Origin of the sequence: Variovorax sp. PAMC 28711 (genome assembly GCF_001577265.1) — a bacterium.
In the GTDB taxonomy this organism is placed as follows: Bacteria; Pseudomonadota; Gammaproteobacteria; order Burkholderiales; family Burkholderiaceae_C; genus Variovorax.
The window spans coordinates 508083-526607 of record NZ_CP014517.1; the positions used below are offsets into that span (position 1 = coordinate 508083).

The 18525-nt window shown below is 67.1% G+C and carries 12 protein-coding genes and 1 pseudogene; 5 read left to right on the forward strand and 8 right to left on the reverse strand.

What is annotated here, in order from left to right; translation table 11 throughout:
- Positions 1-21 precede the first annotated feature (21 nt).
- Genes mutS through AX767_RS02645 form a run of 3 tightly spaced genes read left to right on the forward strand, consistent with a single transcriptional unit; the run spans position 22 to position 4330 of the window.
- Positions 22-2655, forward strand: coding sequence for a DNA mismatch repair protein MutS (gene mutS, locus AX767_RS02635; RefSeq protein ID WP_068633268.1), 2634 nt, complete (start codon positions 22-24; stop codon positions 2653-2655).
- A gap of 26 nt (positions 2656-2681) precedes the next feature.
- Entirely contained in the window at positions 2682-3509 is an 828-nt protein-coding gene (locus AX767_RS02640; protein WP_068628396.1) for a proteasome-type protease, read from the forward strand.
- An 8-nt stretch (positions 3510-3517) separates the two neighbouring features.
- Positions 3518-4330 (forward strand): alpha/beta fold hydrolase, encoded by an 813-nt coding sequence (locus tag AX767_RS02645; protein WP_210392542.1) that lies wholly within the window; start codon positions 3518-3520, stop codon positions 4328-4330.
- A 16-nt stretch (positions 4331-4346) separates the two neighbouring features.
- On the opposite strand, the gene AX767_RS02650 is transcribed toward AX767_RS02645, so the two are convergent.
- The 4 genes from AX767_RS02650 to AX767_RS02665 all read right to left on the reverse strand — a co-directional run bounded on the left by AX767_RS02650 (position 4347) and on the right by AX767_RS02665 (position 8187).
- The gene (locus AX767_RS02650) at positions 4347-5171 is read right to left on the reverse strand and encodes an undecaprenyl-diphosphate phosphatase (RefSeq protein WP_068628398.1); all 825 of its coding nucleotides are present in this window, start codon (positions 5169-5171) and stop codon (positions 4347-4349) included.
- Positions 5172-5233: 62 nt separating this feature from the next.
- Positions 5234-5875: an aspartate/glutamate racemase family protein gene (locus AX767_RS02655; protein ID WP_068628400.1), complete on the reverse strand. Its 642-nt coding sequence runs from the start codon at positions 5873-5875 to the stop codon at positions 5234-5236.
- A 10-nt stretch (positions 5876-5885) separates the two neighbouring features.
- Positions 5886-6797 carry a transporter substrate-binding domain-containing protein gene (locus tag AX767_RS02660; protein WP_068628402.1) on the reverse strand — a complete coding sequence of 304 codons (912 nt, stop codon included), beginning with the start codon at positions 6795-6797 and terminating at the stop codon, positions 5886-5888.
- A gap of 58 nt (positions 6798-6855) precedes the next feature.
- Positions 6856-8187 carry an aspartate aminotransferase family protein gene (locus AX767_RS02665; RefSeq protein WP_068628404.1) on the reverse strand — a complete coding sequence of 444 codons (1332 nt, stop codon included), beginning with the start codon at positions 8185-8187 and terminating at the stop codon, positions 6856-6858.
- 123 nt (positions 8188-8310) lie between these two features.
- Between AX767_RS02665 and AX767_RS02670 the strand changes: the two genes are divergently transcribed.
- Positions 8311-9180: a MurR/RpiR family transcriptional regulator gene (locus AX767_RS02670; RefSeq protein ID WP_068628405.1), complete on the forward strand. Its 870-nt coding sequence runs from the start codon at positions 8311-8313 to the stop codon at positions 9178-9180.
- A 99-nt stretch (positions 9181-9279) separates the two neighbouring features.
- On the opposite strand, the gene AX767_RS02675 is transcribed toward AX767_RS02670, so the two are convergent.
- From AX767_RS02675 to AX767_RS02690, 4 genes and pseudogenes are all read right to left on the reverse strand, one after another.
- A complete protein-coding gene (locus tag AX767_RS02675; RefSeq protein ID WP_068628407.1) occupies positions 9280-10719 on the reverse strand; it encodes an efflux transporter outer membrane subunit in 1440 nt (479 codons plus the stop codon).
- Positions 10716-13919, reverse strand: coding sequence for an efflux RND transporter permease subunit (locus tag AX767_RS02680; protein WP_068628409.1), 3204 nt, complete (start codon positions 13917-13919; stop codon positions 10716-10718). Before AX767_RS02680 ends, AX767_RS02675 begins: the two co-directional genes overlap by 4 nt.
- Positions 13916-17019, reverse strand: a pseudogene (locus AX767_RS02685) (efflux RND transporter permease subunit). Before AX767_RS02685 ends, AX767_RS02680 begins: the two are co-directional and overlap by 4 nt.
- Positions 17016-18044, reverse strand: a complete 1029-nt coding sequence (locus AX767_RS02690; protein WP_443082765.1) for an efflux RND transporter periplasmic adaptor subunit — start codon at positions 18042-18044, stop codon at positions 17016-17018. The pseudogene AX767_RS02685 and the gene AX767_RS02690 overlap by 4 nt, the downstream one beginning before the upstream one ends.
- Before the next feature lie 23 nt (positions 18045-18067).
- Here AX767_RS02690 and AX767_RS22210 point away from each other — a divergent pair, with 23 nt between their 5' ends.
- Positions 18068-18379, forward strand: a complete 312-nt coding sequence (locus AX767_RS22210) for a hypothetical protein (RefSeq protein WP_068628412.1) — start codon at positions 18068-18070, stop codon at positions 18377-18379.
- The last annotated feature ends 146 nt before the right edge of the window (positions 18380-18525 follow it).

Below are 18525 nucleotides of genomic sequence, written 5' to 3' on the forward strand. Positions count from 1 at the left end.
GAAAATCAGCGCCACATGCTGATGACCCCGCCCGCGCCCGCCGACACCGCTCCCCACACGCCCATGATGGCGCAGTACCTGCGCCTCAAGGCCGACCATCCCGACACCTTGCTGTTCTACCGGATGGGCGATTTCTACGAGCTCTTCTGGGCCGACGCCGAGAAAGCCGCGCGCCTGCTCGACATCACGCTCACGCAGCGCGGCCAGTCGGCAGGGCAACCGGTGGCGATGTGCGGCGTGCCCTTCCATTCGCTCGACACCTACCTCGCGCGGCTCATCAAGCTGGGCGAGTCGGTGGCGATCTGCGAACAGATCGGCGAAGTCGGCGCCGGCAAGGGGCCGGTGGAGCGCAAGGTGATGCGCGTGGTCACGCCCGGCACGCTGACCGACGCCGAGCTGCTCAACGATCGGAGCGAATCGCTGCTGCTCGCGGTTCACGCAGGCACACGCAACGTCGTCGGGCTGGCGTGGCTCAGCGTGACGGGCGCCGAACTGCGCCTGGCCGAATGCCCGGCCGATGCGCTCGATTCCTGGATCGCACGCGTCGCGCCGAGCGAATTGCTCTACAGCGCGGAAGTCACGCCGGCCTTCGAGCACCGGCTCCAAGCCGCGCGCTCGGCGACGCCTTTCACGCTCTCGCTGCGGCCGGCCTGGCAGTTCGATGGCGGTCTCGGGGAGCGCAAGCTCGCCGAGCAGTTGGGCAGCAAGAACCTGGCCGCCTGGAACGCCGAAGGCCTCGGCAACGCGCACGCCGCGGCGGCCGCGTTGCTGGGCTACGCCGAACACACGCAGGGCCGCGCGCTCACGCATGTGCAGAAATTGACCGTGGAGCGCGACGGAGAGGGCATCGAACTGCCGCCGACCACGCGCCGCAACCTCGAACTCGTGCAGACGCTGCGCGGCGAGGATTCGCCCACGCTCTTTTCGCTGCTCGACACCTGCATGACCGGCATGGGCAGCCGCCTGCTCAAGCGCTGGCTGCTGTCGCCGCGGCGCGATCGCATCGAAGCGCAGTCGCGGCTCGAAGCCATTGCCGCACTGCAAACCGCGGCGCCCGGCCACACCGCCGCGCCGTGGCGCACGCTGCGCGAACAGCTCAAGAACACCAGCGACGTGGAACGCATCGCGGCCCGCATCGCGCTGCGCCAGGTGCGCCCGCGCGAGCTCGTCGCGCTGTGCCTGGCGCTCTCCAAATCAGCGCAGCTCGCGCCTGCCCTGCCGGGTTCGGCCGCGCTGCTCGTTCAGATCGCCGATGCCCTCGCTGCGCCGCCGGGCTGCGCCGAACTGCTGGTGAGCGCGATCAAGCCCGACCCCTCGGCGCTGGTGCGCGACGGCGACGTGATCGCGACCGGCCACGACGCCGAGCTCGACGAGCTGCGCGCCATCAGCGAGAACTGCGACGACTTCCTGCTCCAGCTCGAAGTGCAGGAGCGCGAGCGCACCGGCATTTCGAACTTGCGCGTGCAGTTCAACCGCGTGCACGGCTTCTACATCGAGGTGACGCAAAGCATGCTCGCCAAAGTGCCCGACAACTACCGTCGGCGCCAGACGCTGAAGAACGCCGAGCGCTTCACCACGCCCGAGCTCAAGACCTTCGAGGACAAGGCATTGAGCGCGCAAGACCGCGGGCTCGCGCGCGAAAAATTCCTCTACGAACAACTGCTCGACGCGCTGCAGGCATCGGTGCCGGCGCTGACGCGGCTGGCCACGGGCATCGCCACGCTCGACGCGCTCTGCACGCTGGCCGAACGCTCGCACGCGCTGCACTGGCGCGCACCGACCTTCGTCGCGCACCCGTGCATCGACATCCAGCAGGGTCGCCACCCGGTGGTCGAAGCGCGGCTGGCCGAGAAGTCGTCGGGCGCCTTCATCGCCAACGACACGCAGCTGGGCCCGCAACAACGCATGCAGGTCATTACCGGACCGAACATGGGCGGCAAGTCGACGTACATGCGGCAGATCGCGGTGATCGTGCTGCTCGCATCGATCGGGTCGCACGTGCCCGCGCAAGCTTGCCGGCTCGGGCCGATCGATGCGATCCACACGCGCATCGGCGCGGCCGACGACCTGGCCAACGCGCAATCGACCTTCATGCTCGAGATGACGGAAGCCGCGCAGATCTTGCACAGCGCCAGCGCGCAATCGCTGGTGCTGATGGACGAGATCGGGCGCGGCACCAGCACCTTCGACGGGCTCGCACTGGCCGCAGGGATCGCCGCGCAGCTGCACGATCGCACGAAGGCTTTCACGTTGTTCGCGACGCACTACTTCGAGCTGACCGAATTCCCGGCCACCCACCACGGTGCGGTCAACATGCATGTGAGCGCCACTGAATCAGGTCGCGATATCGTGTTCCTGCACGAAATGCAGCCCGGCCCGGCCAGCAAGAGCTACGGCATCCAGGTGGCGCGGCTCGCCGGCATGCCGGCCGCAGTGGTCAACCATGCGCGGCAGGCGCTCGATGCGCTGGAGGCGCAGCAGACGCAAGCGCGGGCACAGGTCGACCTGTTCGCGCCGCCGCCCGCGGCCGAGGCGCCCGAGGTGAGCGCCGTAGAATCGGCGCTGGCCGCGCTCGACCCCGATGCGATGAGCCCCAGGGAGGCGCTCGATGCGCTCTACACACTCCAGAAACTGAATGCGCGCGACCGCCCCTGATGGCGCGGATCGTGCACTGAGAACTCATGACTTATTGCGTAGGCATCAAACTCAACGCCGGCCTGGTGTTCCTGTCCGACTCCCGCACCAACGCGGGCGTGGACCACATCAGCACCTTTCGCAAGATGATCTGCTACGAGCAGCCCGGCGACCGCGTCATGGTGCTGCTGTCGGCCGGCAACCTGAGCATTTCGCAGTCGGTGCGCGAGATCCTGCAGATCGAAGAGCTCCGCGAATCCGACGACAAGCCGCCCATCACCATCTGGAACGCCAAGAGCATGTTCGATGCCGCGCGCGTGCTCGGCTCGGCGGTGCGCCATGTGTACGACCGCGATGCCGAGGCGCTCAAGCATGCAGGCCTCGACTTCAACGTGTCCTTCATCTTCGGCGGGCAGGTCAAGGGCGAAGGCATGCGCCTGTTCCTCGTCTATTCGGCGGGCAACTTCATCGAGGCGACCAACGAGACGCCCTACTTCCAGGTCGGCGAGTCCAAGTACGGCAAGCCCGTGCTCGACCGCGTGCTCACACCCGACACGCCGCTCGACGAGGCGGCCAAATGCGCGCTGGTGTCGATGGATTCGACGATGAAGTCGAACCTGTCGGTCGGGCTGCCGCTCGACCTGGTGGTGTACGAAGCCAACCGCCTGCAAACCGACAAGGTGATCTGCATCGATGCCGAAAATCCGTACTACCGCATGATGCACAACAGCTGGGGCCAGAAGCTGCGCGAAGTGTTCGACAGCATCGAAGACCCGGTCTGGGACGACGCCGCCACCGCGCATCCGCTCAAGATGCCGGCCACGCGCCACAGCGCGCTGCGCAAGATCTCGACGCCCGAAGAAAAGCTGATCTGACCGCGCCGATGAGTGCGTTGCCCCCGGTCATCTTCTCGCACGGCAACAGCTTTCCGGCCAGCACCTACCGGGTGATGCTCGACAGCCTGCGCAATCGCGGTTTCGCCGTCGACGCCATCGAGAAGTTCGGTCACGATCCGTCCTACCCCGTCACCGACAACTGGCCGCACCTGGTGCAGCAGCTCGGCGATTTCGCGCAGGGCGCCGCCGACAACGCGCGGGGCCCGGTGTTCCTGGTCGGCCATTCGCTCGGCGGCTTCCTGAGTCTGATGTGCGCCGCGCGCAACCCCGACCTGGTCGCCGGCGTGTTGTTGCTCGATTCGCCCATCATCGGCGGCTGGCGCGCCGACACGCTCAGCCTCGTGAAGCGCACGCCACTCATGAAGAGCCTGTCGCCCGGCCTGATCAGCCGCAAACGCCGCAACAGCTGGGAAGACCGCGAGGCGGTGTTCAATCACTTTCGCAGCAAGAAGGCCTTCGCGCGGTGGGACGAGCAGGTGCTGCACGACTACATCGACCACGGCACGCTCGAAGGCGATGAAGCGCGCACGCTGAGCTTCGACCGCGACGTGGAGACCGCCATCTACGACACGCTGCCGCACAACCTGAGCACCCTGCTGCGCCGCCATCCGCTCAAGTGCAAGGTCGCCTTCATCGGTGGGCTGCAGTCGCGCGAGATGAAGCAGGTCGGCATGGCCATGACCCAGCAAGTGACCAAGGGCCGCATCAGCATGCTCGACGGCACCCACCTGTTCCCCATGGAAAAGCCGATCGCCACGGCTGCGGCCATCGAAACGTCGCTGCGGAATCTGCTCGACTGAGCCCCGAGTCAGGGCCTTATTCGGCCCAGACCACCATCCCCGTCCACGCCGTCACCAGCACCACGATGCCGAACGCGATGCGGTACCAGGCGAAGGGCACGAAGTTGTGGGTGCTGATGTACTTGAGCAGCCAGCGCACGCAAAGCCAAGCGCTCAGGAACGAGAAGACGAGCCCCACCGCGAACATCGGGATGTCCGCCACCGACAGCAACGCACGTTCCTTGTAGAGGCTGTACACACCGGCCCCGATGAGCGTCGGGATCGCAAGAAAGAAGGAGAAGTCGGTCGCGGCTTGCCGGCTCAGGCCGAGCAGCATGCCGCCGATGATGGTCGAGCCGCTGCGGCTGGTGCCGGGGATCATCGCGAAGCACTGCACGAGCCCGACCTTGAGCGCATCCCACGGCGTCATGTCGTCCACATGCTCGACGCGCACGGAGCCGGGCGGCCGCTTTTCGGCCCACAGGATGATGAATCCGCCGATGATGAACGTGGTCGCCACCACCACCGGAATGAACAGGTGTTCCTTGATCACCTTGCCGAACAGCAGGCCCAGCACCACCGCCGGCAAAAAGCCGATGACGATGTTGAGCGCCAGGCGCCGCGCCTTGGGCTGGCGAGGCAGCGCGACGACGGTCGACTTGATCTTTTGCCAGTAGACGAGGATGACCGCGAAGATGGCGCCGGTCTGGATCGCGATGTCGAAGACCTTGGCCTTGTCGTCGTCGAAGCCGAGCAGCGCGCCGGCCAATATCAAATGACCGGTCGACGAGATCGGCAGAAATTCGGTCAGGCCCTCGACGATGCCCATGATCGCGGCCTTGACCAACAAAACGATGTCCACACACGCTCCTTGCGTAATCAGCAGTGGCGCCGATTATGGCGAGCCGCGCGGTCAGGCCGCGTTCAGGCGAGTCGACGCTTGAGCGCCCGCACCGCGCTGTCGACCGTCGTGAGCACTGGCAGTCCGGTCGCGGCCTCGCATGCTGCGCGTGCACGCGCCATGCTGAACTGCGCCAACGCGATGCGGGTGCAGCCCTTCGCCCGCAAGGCGATCGCCTGCTCGGCGATGAGCGCGTCGTGCCGCTGCACGTCACCGCCGTCGAGCGCCTCGAGCGCACCCACGGCCAACGCGGTGCGAAGCGAAAGTTGCGCCGGGAACTCCGGCGGCATCGACCTGAGGGTGTCCGCAAAAGTCGCGATCAGGCCGAGCGTGCCCGTGCCGCGCGCCACTTCCTCGATCATCGCTTCGTTGGGCTTTTTCACCGGCAGCGCCGAATGCCGGCGCGCCACCGCCTCGATGCACGCACCGAAAGCCGAACAGGTGAAGAGGATCGCGTCGGCACCCGTGTCGACCGCGTACTGCGCAAGGCGCTCGAAGCGCGCGTGCATGGCGGCATCGAGCCCTCGACCGCTCCGCGCCAGATCGGCCGACAGGCTGTCGTCCAGCAGGTTCATGCGCTCGGCTTGCGGCCAGTCGCGCGCGAATGCCTCGTTGATGGGCGCAACCGAATGTGCGAGGGCGTGGATCAGGGCGATGCGGGTCATGCAGTCGGGTTCAGATGCCTTTGGAGGAAGGATTGGCGAAGCCTTCCTTCGTTTCGGCATTCAGCGGGTAGTTGATGTTGATGTTCTTCGGCGGGATCGGCGACATGAACCATCGCGTGTAGAGCCGTTCCATCTCGCCGGACTTCATCATCCCACCGACCACGCGGTCGACCAGCGCCTTGAAGGCCGGATCGTCCTTGCGGAACATGAGCGACTGGTTTTCAGTGCGCAGGCTCTCACCGGTAATGACGAAATCCTTCGGATTCTTCGCATTGGCGATCTGCCCCGCCAGCAGGATGTCGTCCAGCACGAAGGCCTGAGCGCGGCCATTCTCCACCAGCAGGAACGAATCGGTGTGGTCCTTGCCGGCGAGGTTGTTCACGTCGAGGTTGCGGCCCTTGTCGGCATCGCGCAGCAGCCGGAATGAAGTGGTGCCTGTGGTCGTCACCACCGTCTTGCCCTGCAGGTCGGCGATGCTGCGGATGCCCGAGTCGGCCTTCACCAGCATGCGCACGTTGTAGCGAAAGATGTCCGGCGAGAACGCGACCTGCTTCTGCCGCTCGACCAGATTGGTGGTCGACCCGCATTCGATGTCGACCGTGCCGTTGACTACCAGCGGAATGCGATTGGCCGAGGTGACAGCCTGATACTTCACCTCGATCAGCGGCAGCTTCAGTTCGTCGCGCGCGGCTTCGATGATGCGCTTGCAGATGTCCAGGCTGTAGCCCACGGGCTTCACGCTGCCGTCGAGATACGAGAAGCCGAACGACGACTCGCGATAACCCACGGTGATGGCCCCGGTGGCCTTGATCCTCGCGAGCGTGCTCGTGTCCTGCGCTTGCGCGGCAGTCAATGGCACCAGCGCGATGGCCGCCAGCAGGGCTGCGGTTCGTGTGAAATTCGACAGGCAGGGCAAAGCCATGGAGACACTCCTCAGGAGTTGAACAAAGAAAGAAAAGAACCGGAGACGTAAACGAAGGTCAGGTCACGGCGCGCGTGACCGCCTCGATGGACTCGGCCATCAGGGTCGCGATCGTCTGCAGATCGCCGCGTGTCGCAATGAAAGGCGGCGCCAGCAGGACGTGGTCGCCCTGCAGGCCGTCGACGGTGCCGCCGAACGGGTAGCACAGGAGGCCGCGCGTCATCGCGTCCTGCTTGATCCGCGCATTCACCTTCTGCGCCGGATCGAACGGCGTCTTGCTGGCGCGGTCGGCCACCAGTTCGAGTCCACGGAAGAATCCGCGGCCGCGAATGTCGCCGACGTGAGGGTGTGCACCCAGCGCTTCGCGCAGCATCGCATCGAAGACTTCGCCGTCGTCGCGCACCTTGTCGAGCAGCCCGTCCCGATGGATGACCTGCTGCACCGCCAGCGCCGCGGCGCACGCCACCGGATGACCGAGATAGGTGTGGCCATGCTGGAAGAACCCGCTGCCTTTCGACATCGCGTCGACGATCTTCCTTTGCGCGAGCACCGCGCCCACCGGCTGGTAACCGCCACCGAGTCCCTTGGCGATGGTGACGAGGTCGGGCACGACGCCCTCCTGCTCCGACGCGTAGAGCGTGCCGGTGCGTCCCATGCCGCACATCACCTCGTCCAGGATCAGCAACACACCATATTTGTCGCACACGGCGCGCACCGCCTTGAAGTAGCCCGGCACCGGCGTCAGCACGCCGGCCGTCGCGCCGCCGACGGTCTCGGCCACGAAGGCGATGACGCTGTCGGCGCCCTGTTGCAGGATCGCCGCTTCGAGCTCGGCTGCCAGCCGCAGACCGTACGCGACAGGCGTCTCGTCGTCCCGCTGTTCGCGGTACGCATAGCACGGCGCCACATGCGTTGCCGGCACCAGGATGGGTGCGAACGGCGCGCGCCGCCATGCATTGCCGCCGACCGCCAGCGCGCCCAGCGTATTGCCGTGGTAGCTCTGCCGCCGCGCGATGAAATGGGAGCGCTGCGGCTGGCCGATCTCCACAAAGTACTGCCGCGCCATCTTCAGCGCCGATTCGACGGCTTCGGAGCCGCCGCTCACCAGGTAGACATGGCTCATGCCTTTCGGTGCGGTACGGATCAGTTCGTCGGCCAGCTGCTCGGCCACCCCGGTCGTGAAGAAACTGGTGTGCGCATAAGGCAGCCGGTCGATCTGCGCATGCATGGCCGCGAGCACATCGGGGTGCGCGTGGCCGAGCGATGACACCGCAGCGCCCCCGCAGGCATCGAGGTACTCACGACCGTCCGCATCGCGGATGGTCATGCCGCTGGCGGCGACAGCCACGGGCGGCGTCCTGCGCAGGTGGCGATGGAAGACGTGTGTCATGGAATTGGGCATGTTTCGATTGTTCCGTATTAATTATTGTCTGGAACATATGCTCCGTCAATCAAAGCTTGAAACACGACTGTTCCGCTCCGGTACATTCGTTCCAGAACCCGGAGAGAAACCATGGCTGTCAAAGACGAATTGCGCGAACGTTTCGCGGACCTGAGCCCCGCCCTGCAGCAGGTTGCCAAGTACCTGCTCGACCACCCCAACGACATCGTGACGAATTCGATGCGCACGATCGGCACGCGCGCCCGCAGCACGCCCGCCACGCTGGTGCGTTTCGCGCAGCACCTCGGCTACCCGGGCTGGCCGCAGCTCAAGGAGGCCGTGGCCGGCGAGATGGGCCTGGGCAGCACGGAGGCCTACGGCGACCGCGCACGCCAGCTCGTGGGCCGCGTCAAGGACCACACGCTGGTGCATGAGTTGTTCGACGTCCAGCGCGCCAACCTGGATGTCACGGAACGGCAGAACGTCGATTCGCTGCAGGCCGCCGCTGCGCTGCTGGAGAAAGCTGGCGCAGTGCACGCCGCCGGTTTTCGCGCCTGCTTTCCGCTCGCCTTCTCTTTCGTCTACGTGTATCGGCTGTTCCGCAGCAGCGTACATCTGGTCGATGGCCAGGGCGGCTCGCTCGAGATGCAGCAACGCGCGATGGTCAAGGGCGATGCGCTCGTGATCGTGAGCTTTGCGCCTTACTCCCGTGAAGCCCTGCAGGTGACGGAAGCCGCGAAAGCCGCAGGCTGCCGCATCGTCGCGATCACCGACAGTGCCGCCTCGCCACTGTCGCTGCTGGCCGACGAAACAATCCTGTTCGCGATCCGCAGTCCGTCGTTCTTTCCGTCGGTCACTTCGGGCTTCGCGGTCACAGAAGCCCTGCTGGAGTTGCTGGCGAGCCGCGCCGGCAAGTCGGTGGTCAAGCGAATCGACCGGTCCGAGATGCAGCTTTTCGAATCTGGCGCCTACCTGAAGACGCCGGGGCCACGCGGCGGCTGATGCGCTTCGCCACCAGTCGACCAGATGCGCCAGGCACCAGGAGCGCCCATCTTGAAGTTCAAATTCGGAGGTGGCCGAGGGATTGGGTACAGATCCGCGCTACGACGCAGGATCGGCCAACCACGCCGCCTGCCAGCCGCCGCCCAGGCCCTGGATCAGCGTGATCGCGGCGATCTGGCGGTTCACCTGGGTCTGCACCAGCGAGCGACGCGCGTTGAGTGCGGCGGCCTGCGCAGTGACCACGTCGGTGTAGCTCACCTGCGCCGAACGGTAGCGGTTGAGCAGCTGCTGCTCGGTCTTGTCGGCCGCGAGCGAGGCTTCGCGGCGCAAGCCCTCTTGCTGCGCCAGCGTGGCACCGGCGGTGAGCTGATCTTCGACCGACTGGAAGGCGGTGAGCACCGTCTGCCGGTAGCGCGCGACGCTGGCGTCGTACGACGCTTTGGCCGCATCGACGCCGGCACCGATCGCACCGCCGTCGAACACCACTTGCGCGACCGACAGGCCCAGCGCCCACAGCGTGTTCGACGCGCTGAACAGGTCGCCCACGCGGCTCGCATTGCTGCCGAGCGACGCGTTCAGGCCGAAGCTCGGGTAGTACGCCGCACGCGCCACCCCGATCTGCGCATTGGCCGAGGCCATCGCGCGCTCGGCGGCCGCGATGTCGGGCCGGCGCTGCAGCACGGTCGACGGCACGCCGCTCGGGATGCCCGGCACAGTGGCCGTCCACTCGGCAGCGGCCAGGCTGAAGTCGGCGGGAGCCACGCCGATGAGCACGGCGATCGCGTGTTCGAGCGTAGTCCGCGTGCGCTGCACGGTCAGCCGGTCGGCGCGCGTGTTGATGAGCTGCGTCTGCGCCTGCAGCACGTCGGTCTGCGCGACGATGCCGGCGTCGTAGCGGTTTTTGGTGATCGTGTAGGCGCGCTCGTAGCCGGTGATGGTTTCGTCGAGCAGGCGCAGTTCGGTGTCGGCCTCGCGCACCGAGAAGTAGTTGATCGCGAGTTCACCGACGGCCGAGAGCCGGGCCGATGCGAGATCGGCCTCGGTTGCCTGCGCATTGGCCTGCGCGCTGGTAACGGCGTTGCGAAGCCGCCCCCACACGTCGGGCGCCCAGTCGACGCCCAGCGTGGCGGAGAACGCGTTGCTGGGCGGGGTGTCGGAATTTCGCGCGCCGCTGCGGCGGCCGGTGCCAACGACCGACACCTGCGGGAACAAGGCCGCGCGTTGCTGCCGCACCAATGCCTGCGCCTGGGCGTAGTTCGCGACCGCAGCGGCGATGTTCTGGTTTGACACCTGTACCCGGCCGGCGAGATCGTCGAGCGTGGCATCGCCAAAGAGCCTCCACCACTCGCCGCGGTCGAGCGCATCGGCCGGTGCGGCGGGCAACCAGCCGGCGGCAGCCGGCGCTTCTTTCCAGGCGCCCGGCGACACGATGGTGGCCCGGTCGTAGGTCGGCCCGATCGCGCAGCCGGCCAGCATGGCGGCCAGCAGCAGCACCGGGAGTTGTCGATAGCGAACGGGAATGCGATGGAGGACGGTCATGCTTGGGCGCCGGCGGCGCGGCTCAGGTGTTTTTCGTTCGAGGTCGGGCGACGCAACTTGTCCATCAGCACATAGACGACGGGTGTGGTCAGCAGCGTGAGCAGCTGGCTCGCGATGAGTCCGCCGATGATCGCGACACCGAGCGGCTGCCGCAGCTCGGCGCCCTGCCCGAATCCGACGGCGAGCGGCAGTGCACCGAGCGCGGCGGCCATCGTCGTCATCAGGATCGGGCGGAAGCGCAGCATGCAGGCCTCGCGCACCGCCTCGGCAGCGGAGAGGCCCCGCGCGCGTTCGGCGTCGAGCGCGAAGTCGATGATCATGATCGCGTTCTTCTTCACGATGCCGATCAGCAGGAACACGCCGATCAGCGCAATGATCGAAAAGTCCATCCGGAACAGCATCAACGCCAGCACGGCACCGACGCCCGCGGAAGGCAGCGTGGTGAGCACGGTGATCGGGTGGATCAGGCTCTCGTACAGCACGCCGAGCACGATGTAGATCACCACGATCGCCGCGACGATCAGGAACGCCTGTTGCCCTTGCGACGCCTGTGCGCTCGCGGCCGTGCCGCTGAAGCTGCCGCGCACGTTGATCGGCATTGCGATATCGGCGGTGGCCTGTTCGATGAGGGTTCGGGCATCGCCGATCGCGACGCCCGGCGCCAGGTCGAACGAAATCGTGCTCGACAGTTCACCGCCGTCGTGCGAGATCGATGTCGGGATGGCGCGCTCCGACACCTTGGCCAGCGTGCCGAGCGGCACCATCGTGGTGGCGGAGGTGGTGAGCGGCGCGCCGGTCGAGGCGCCGCGCAGGCCCGGGTTGGCCGAGGTCGTCGTCAACACCGTGCCGCTGGTCGCGGTCGGGTTCGACGGCAGGTACAGGTCGTTCAGCACCACCGGCCCCTGCGCAAAACGCGGTGCCCACTCCATGATCACGCTGTACTGGTTGAGCTCGTCGTAGATCGTCGCCACCGAGCGCTGGCCGAAGGCGTTGTAGAGCGAGCTGTCGATCGCGGCGGAGGTGAGGCCCAGCTGCGATGCGCGGTCGCGGTCCACCGTGATGTAGCTCTCCACCCCGTTGTCGGACTGGTCGCTGTCGATGTCGGTGAGTTCGGGCCGCTGCTTCATCCGGTCGGTCAGCTTGCCGACCCACAGGCGCAGGTCCTTGATATTGTCGCTCTTGATCGTGTACTGGTAGGTCGAATTGCTCGACCGGCCGCCCATGCGCAGGTCTTGCACCTGGCCGAGGAACACGCGCAGGCCAGTGAGCCGGTCGAGCTGCGGGCGCAGGCGCGCGATGACTTGCGGGCTGGTGACGTCGCGCTGGTTCACCGGCTTCAGGTTCACGAACATGAAGCCGCCGCCGGCCCGGCTGCCGCCCGCGAAGCCGACCACGGTGTCGACCGCGGGGTCCTTGCGGATGATGTCGACCGCCTCGCGCAACTTGTTGCCCAGCGCTTCGGACGAAATGCTCTGGTCGGCCCGCAGGCCGCCGTTGAGCTGGCCGTTGTCCTGCTGCGGAAAGAAGCCCTTGGGCACCTTGGTGAACAGGTAGTAGTTGAGGCCGATCACCACCACCAGGATCATCATCACCAGCGCCTTGCTCGCGAGCGCCCAGTCGAGGCTGCGCTCGTAGCCGCGCAGCGTGAAGTCGTAGCCCGCCTCGGCCCAGCGCACCGGCCAGGCATGGCGCTTCGGCGGCGTGCCTTCGGGGAGCACGGGCTCGCGGCGCAGCAGCAAGGCGCACATCATCGGCGTGGTGGTGAGCGAGATGACGAGCGAGATCAGCACCGCGGCCGACAGCGTGACCGCGAACTCGCGGAACAGCCGGCCCACCTGCCCGTCCATGAACAGCAGCGGAATGAACACCGCCACCAGCGACAGGCTGATCGACAGCACCGTGAAGCCCACTTCGCGCGCGCCCTGCAGGGCCGCCTCCACGCGGTCCATGCCGGCCTCGATATGGCGCATCGTGTTTTCGAGCACCACGATCGCGTCGTCCACCACGAAGCCGGTCGCGACGGTTAGGGCCATCAGGCTCAGGTTGTTGAGGCTGAACCCCAGCAGGTACATCACGCCGAAGGTGCCGAGCAGCGACACCACGGTGGCCACGGCCGGCACGATGGTGGCGCGCGCGCGGCGCAGGAACAGGCCGACGACAAGCACCACCAGCACGACCGAAATCATCAGCGTGATCTCGACCTCGTGCAGCGAAGCGCGAATGGAATTGGTACTGTCGGAGGCGACCTGCAGCTCGATGTCGGGCGGCAGCTGCGCACGCAGTTCGGGCAGCAGCGCGCGCACGCCGTCGACCGTCTCGATGATGTTGGCGCTCGGCTCGCGCGTGATGAGCACGATGATGGCCGGATCGCCGTTGAAGAGGCCGAGCGTGCGGCGGTTTTCCACGCCATCCGAGACCGTGGCCACGTCCGACAGCCGCACGGCCGCCTGGTTGCGCCACGCGATGACCATCGAGCGGTATTCGGCTGCACGACGCGCCGGAGCCGGGGTGTAGATCTGCAGGCGCCGGCCTTCGCCTTCGATCGCGCCCTTGGGCCGGTTCGCGTTGCTCGCCTGGATGGCCGCGCGCACGTCTTCGGTGCTGATGCCGTACTTGTTGAGCGCGAACGGCAGCAGCTCGACGCGCACCGCCGGCAGCGAGCCGCCGCCGATTTCCACGTCGCCCACGCCGTTCACCTGCGAAATGCGCTGGCTCACGATGTTCGACACCGCGTCGTAAATCTGCCCCGGCGTCTTGGTCTTGGACGTCAGCGCCAGGATGATGACCGGCGACGACGCGGGGTTCGCCTTGCGGTAAGTCGGATTGCTCTTGAGCGTGGCCGGCAGGTCGACGCGCGCCGCGTTGATGGCGGCCTGCACCTCGCGCGCTGCGCCGTCGATGTTGCGGTTGAGGTCGAATTGCAAGCTCACGCGGGCCGAGCCGGTGGAGCTGTTCGACGTCATCTCGTTGACGCCCGCAATGGTGCCGAGCCGCCGCTCCAGCGGCGTCGCCACGCTGCTCGCCATCGTGTCCGGGCTGGCGCCGGGCAGGCTGGCGCTCACCGAGATCGCCGGGTAGTCGACCCTGGGCAGCGGCGCGACAGGCAAGACGAAGAACGCGGCAATGCCCGCCAGAGCGATGCCGATGGTCAGCAGGACCGTCGCGATCGGGCGCTCGACGAAGGGACGGGAAAGATTCACACGACCACCTGCTCGCCCGCAGCCGGCTTGCGACCGAACCGTTGCCCCAGTCGATCGAACGCCAGGTAGATCACCGGCGTGGTGAACAGCGTCAGCACCTGGCTCACGATCAGTCCGCCGAAGATCGCGAGGCCGAGCGGACGGCGCAGCTCGGCGCCTTCACCGAAGCCCAGCATCAACGGCACGGCCGCGAACAGCGCGGCCAGCGTCGTCATCAGGATTGGCCGGAAGCGCAGCAGCGCCGCTTGATGGATCGCCTCCAGCGCGGTCTTGCCCTGGTGCCGTTCGGCCTCGATGGCGAAGTCGATCATCATGATCGCGTTCTTCTTCACGATGCCGATCAACAGGATGATGCCGATGATCCCGATCACGCCGAGGTCGTTGCCCGTCACCATCAAGGCCAGCAACGCGCCCACGCCGGCCGACGGCAACGTCGACAGGATGGTCAGCGGATGGATGTAGCTTTCGTACAGCACGCCCAGCACGATGTACACGCACACACCGCGGCCAGGATCAGCCAGAGCTGGTTCGACAGCGATTTTTCGTACGCGCCCGATGCGCCCAGGAAGGTCATCGACACGCCGCTCGGAAGCCCGATGTCTTTCGCGGCCTGGCGGATCGAATCGACCGCCTTGCCGAGCGACACGCCGTTGGCCGTATCGAAGCCCACCGTCGCGGCCGGGTACTGCGCCACGTGCGTGATCTGCAGCGGCGCGAGTTGCTCGCGGATGGTCGCCACAGCCGACAGTGGCGTGGGCGCGCCCGAACCCGTCTTGAGGTTCAGCGTGCCGAGCTGCTGCGGCGTCTCGATCGATTCGGGCTGCGCCTCCAGGATCACGCGGTACTGGTTGGTCTCGGTGAAGATCGTCGAGACGATGCGCTGGCCGAACGCGCTATAGAGCACGTCGTCCACCGCGCTCGCCGTCACCGACAAGCGCGAGGCCGTGTTGCGGTCGATGTCGACATAGGCCGAGAGGCCCTGCGCGCCCGCGTCGCTCGTCACGTTGCGCACCTGCTTCACGTCCTGCAGGCGCGCCTTGAGCTTGTTGACCCATTCGGTCACCGTCGCCGAATCGACGCCTTCGATCGAGAAGCGGTACTCGGTGGGCCCGGTCTCCGCGTCGATCGTCAGGTCCTGCGTCGGCTGCAGGTACAGCGTGACACCCGCCACTTCCGACACGCGCCGGCGCAGACGGTTCATCGTGTCTTCCTGCGAGCCGCGATCGGCCTTCAGGTTGATGAGCAGGCGGCCGGTGTTCAGCATCGTGTTGTTGGCCGCGTCCACCCCGGTGAACGAGCTCAGCGTGTCGACATCGGGATCCGCCAGGATGGCGCGCGCCGCGGCCTGCTGCAGTTCGGACATGCGCGCATACGACACGTCTTGCGCGGCCTCGATGCGGCCCTGCAACTGTCCCGTGTCCTGCGTCGGGAACAGGCCCTTGGGAATGAACACGTAGAGCAGCACGGTGAGCACCAGCGTCATCAGCGCGACGATGAGCGTGAGACCCTGACGGCGGAACACCCACTGCAGCCAGATGTCGTAGCGCGCGATCACGCGGTCGAAAAATGCCTGCACCTTGCCCGCCAGCCCGCGCGTCGCGTTGTGTGGCTCGCTCTTGAGCATGCGCGCCGCCATCATGGGCACCAGCGTGAGCGAGACCACCGCCGAGATCAGGATCGTGATCGCCAGCGTGACCGCGAATTCGCGGAACAGCCGGCCCACCACGTCGCCCATGAAGAGCAGTGGAATCAGCACCGCGATGAGCGAGACCGTCAGCGAAATGATCGTGAAGCCGATCTGCGCGGCGCCCTTGAGCGCAGCCGCGAACGGCGTCTCGCCCTCTTCCAGGTAGCGCGCGATGTTCTCGATCATCACGATCGCGTCGTCGACCACGAAGCCGGTCGCGATCGTCAGCGCCATCAAGCTCAGGTTGTTGAGCGAGTAGCCCAGCATGTACATGAGGCCGCAGCTGCCGATGAGCGAGATCGGCACCGCGAGGCTCGCGATCAGCGTGGCGCGCCAGCTGTGCAGGAAGAAGAAGATCACCAGCACGACCATGAACACGGCCAGCAGCAGTTCGATCTCGACGTGCTTGACCGACGCACGAATGCCGGTCGTGCGGTCGCTCAGCACCTTGACCTCGAGCGATGCGGGCAGGCCCGCCTGCAGCTCGGGCAACTGCTTCTTGATGGCGTCGACCGTCGCGATCACGTTGGCGCCGGGCTGGCGCTGCACGTTCAGGATGATGGCCGGCGTGAGCGTGCCGGTCTCGCCCGACCAGGCGCCGAGCCGGTTGTTCTCGGCGCTCTCGATCACGCGCGCCACGTCGCTCATGCGCACCGGTGCGTTGTTCTTGTAGGCGACGATCAAGCCCTTGTAATCGGCAGCGGTGACGAGCTGGTCGTTCGCGTTGATCGTGTACGAACGCTTCGGGCCGTCGAAGCTGCCCTTGGCGCTGTTCGCATTGGCCGCCGAGATCGCGGTGCGCAGCGAATCGAGCCCGATGCCGAAAGACGCCAGCGCGCGCGTGTCGGCCTGGATGCGCACGGCCGGCCGCTGACCACCGGCGAGCGTCACGAGCCCCACGCCCGACACCTGGCTGATCTTCTGCGCCAGCCGGGTGTTGACGATGTTCTGCACCTCGGTGAGCGGCATCTCCTTGCTGCTGATCGCCAGCGTGAGCACCGGCGCGTCGGCCGGGTTCACCTTGGCGTACACCGGCGGCGCGGGCAGGTCGGCCGGCAGCAGCGAGTTGCTGGCGTTGATGGCGGCCTGCACTTCCTGTTCGGCCACGTCGAGCGTTTCGCCGAGGCCGAATTGCAGCGTGACGATCGACACGCCCGCGGCGCTGGTCGAGCTCATGCGGGAGAGGCCCGACATCTGGCCGAACTGGCGCTCGAGCGGCGCGGTCACGGTGCGGCTCATCACTTCCGGGCTGGCGCCGGGGTAGAGCGTCTGCACCTGGATGGTCGGGTAGTCGACCTGCGGCAACGCCGACAGCGGCAGGAACTTGAAGCCCACCAGGCCCGCGAGCACGATCGCGACCATGAGCAGCGCCGTCGCGACGGGCCGCTCGATGAAAGGACGTGACGGGCTCATTGCGACGGGCCGCCGCCTTCACGGCGACGCTCGCCCATGCGCTGGCGTTGCTCGGCCGTGGGCACGGGCTTTTCGACGCCCGGATTGGTGGGCGCGCCTTCGGGCGTCGCGGTGCCGCGCGCGGCAGGTTCCGTCGCCGGCATGGCGCCCGGGGCCGATGCGGCGCCGCGCGGCGCCGAAGCGCCCTGGCGCCGTCCGCCGGCGCGTCCGCCCGCTGCGGGAACGTCTGTCGGCAACTGCACGCGCGAGCCATCTTTGAGGCGGTCGCCGCCTTCGGTCACCACGCGTTCGCCGTCTTTCAGCCCCTCGGTGATGACCACCGATTCGACCGTCGAATCACCCCGCTTCACCGCGCGTTGCGACACGGTCCGGTCTTCGTTGATCACATAGACGTAGTTGCCGGTGCCCGATGTGCGAAGCGCGGTGACCGGCACCACCACGGCGCCATCGATGGTGCGCAGCAGCAGCTTCACGTTGACGAACTGGCTCGGGAACAGTGCGAGCTTGTCGTTGGCGAAGCGCGCCTTGGCTTTCACGGTGCCGGTGGTCACGTCGACCACGTTGTCGAGCGTGGAGAACACGCCGGTGTCGAGCGTGGCGGTGCGGTTGCGGTCGAGTGCCGTCACTTCGAGCTTCGCCTTCGACGCCATGCGGGCCTGGATTTCGGGGATGCGGTCTTGCGGCAGCGTGAACTGGATGTCGATCGGGTTCATCTGCGTGATGACCGCAATGCCGGTGGTCGCACCGGCGGCCACGTAGTTGCCGGGGTCGACCGTGCGCAGGCCGATGCGGCCGGTGACGGGCGCAGTCACGCGCGTGTAGTCGAGGTTGAGCTTCGCAGTGGCCTCGGAGGCCTTGTCGGTGATGACGGTGCCCTCGAGCTGCTTGACCAGGGCGCCTTGCGTGTCCACGTCTTGCCGCGCGATCGAATCTTGCGTGAGCAGCGTGCGGTAGCGCTCCAGCGTGACGCGCGCGGCCTGCAATTGCGCTCGTCGCGCACGCGGGTGCCCTGTGCTGCGCATCATGCTGTTCGTAAGGGCGCGGATCGATGCGGGCGACCACCTCGCCCTTCTTCACGGTCTGGCCTTCGGAAAAGAGCACATCGGTCATGACGCCACTCACCTGCGGGCGCAGCGTGACCGTGGTGACGGGCGTCACGGTGCCGAGCGCGTCGATGATCACCGGGATGTCGGCGCGCTTGGCCACCGCCATGCCGACCGTGACCGTCGGGCCGGCGCTGGCACCCCGCTGCCTGGGCCCGCACCGCGCGGCCGCGCGCCACCCGGTCCGCCCGGCCCCGGGGGCCGCCACCCGGCGCGCGCCCGCAGCGGCATCGGCCGGCGGGCGGTTCACCAGGTAATAGGCCGCGCCGACCACGGCGGCCAGCCCCAGCACCGCGACGACCGAACCGAGCCAGCGCCGCCGGCGCCTGGGCGGCACGGGGTTGGTGGGAGTGGCGATCGGAGGTTCGGGCGGTCGGGGGTCCATGGAAGTCCTGAGGAAAGC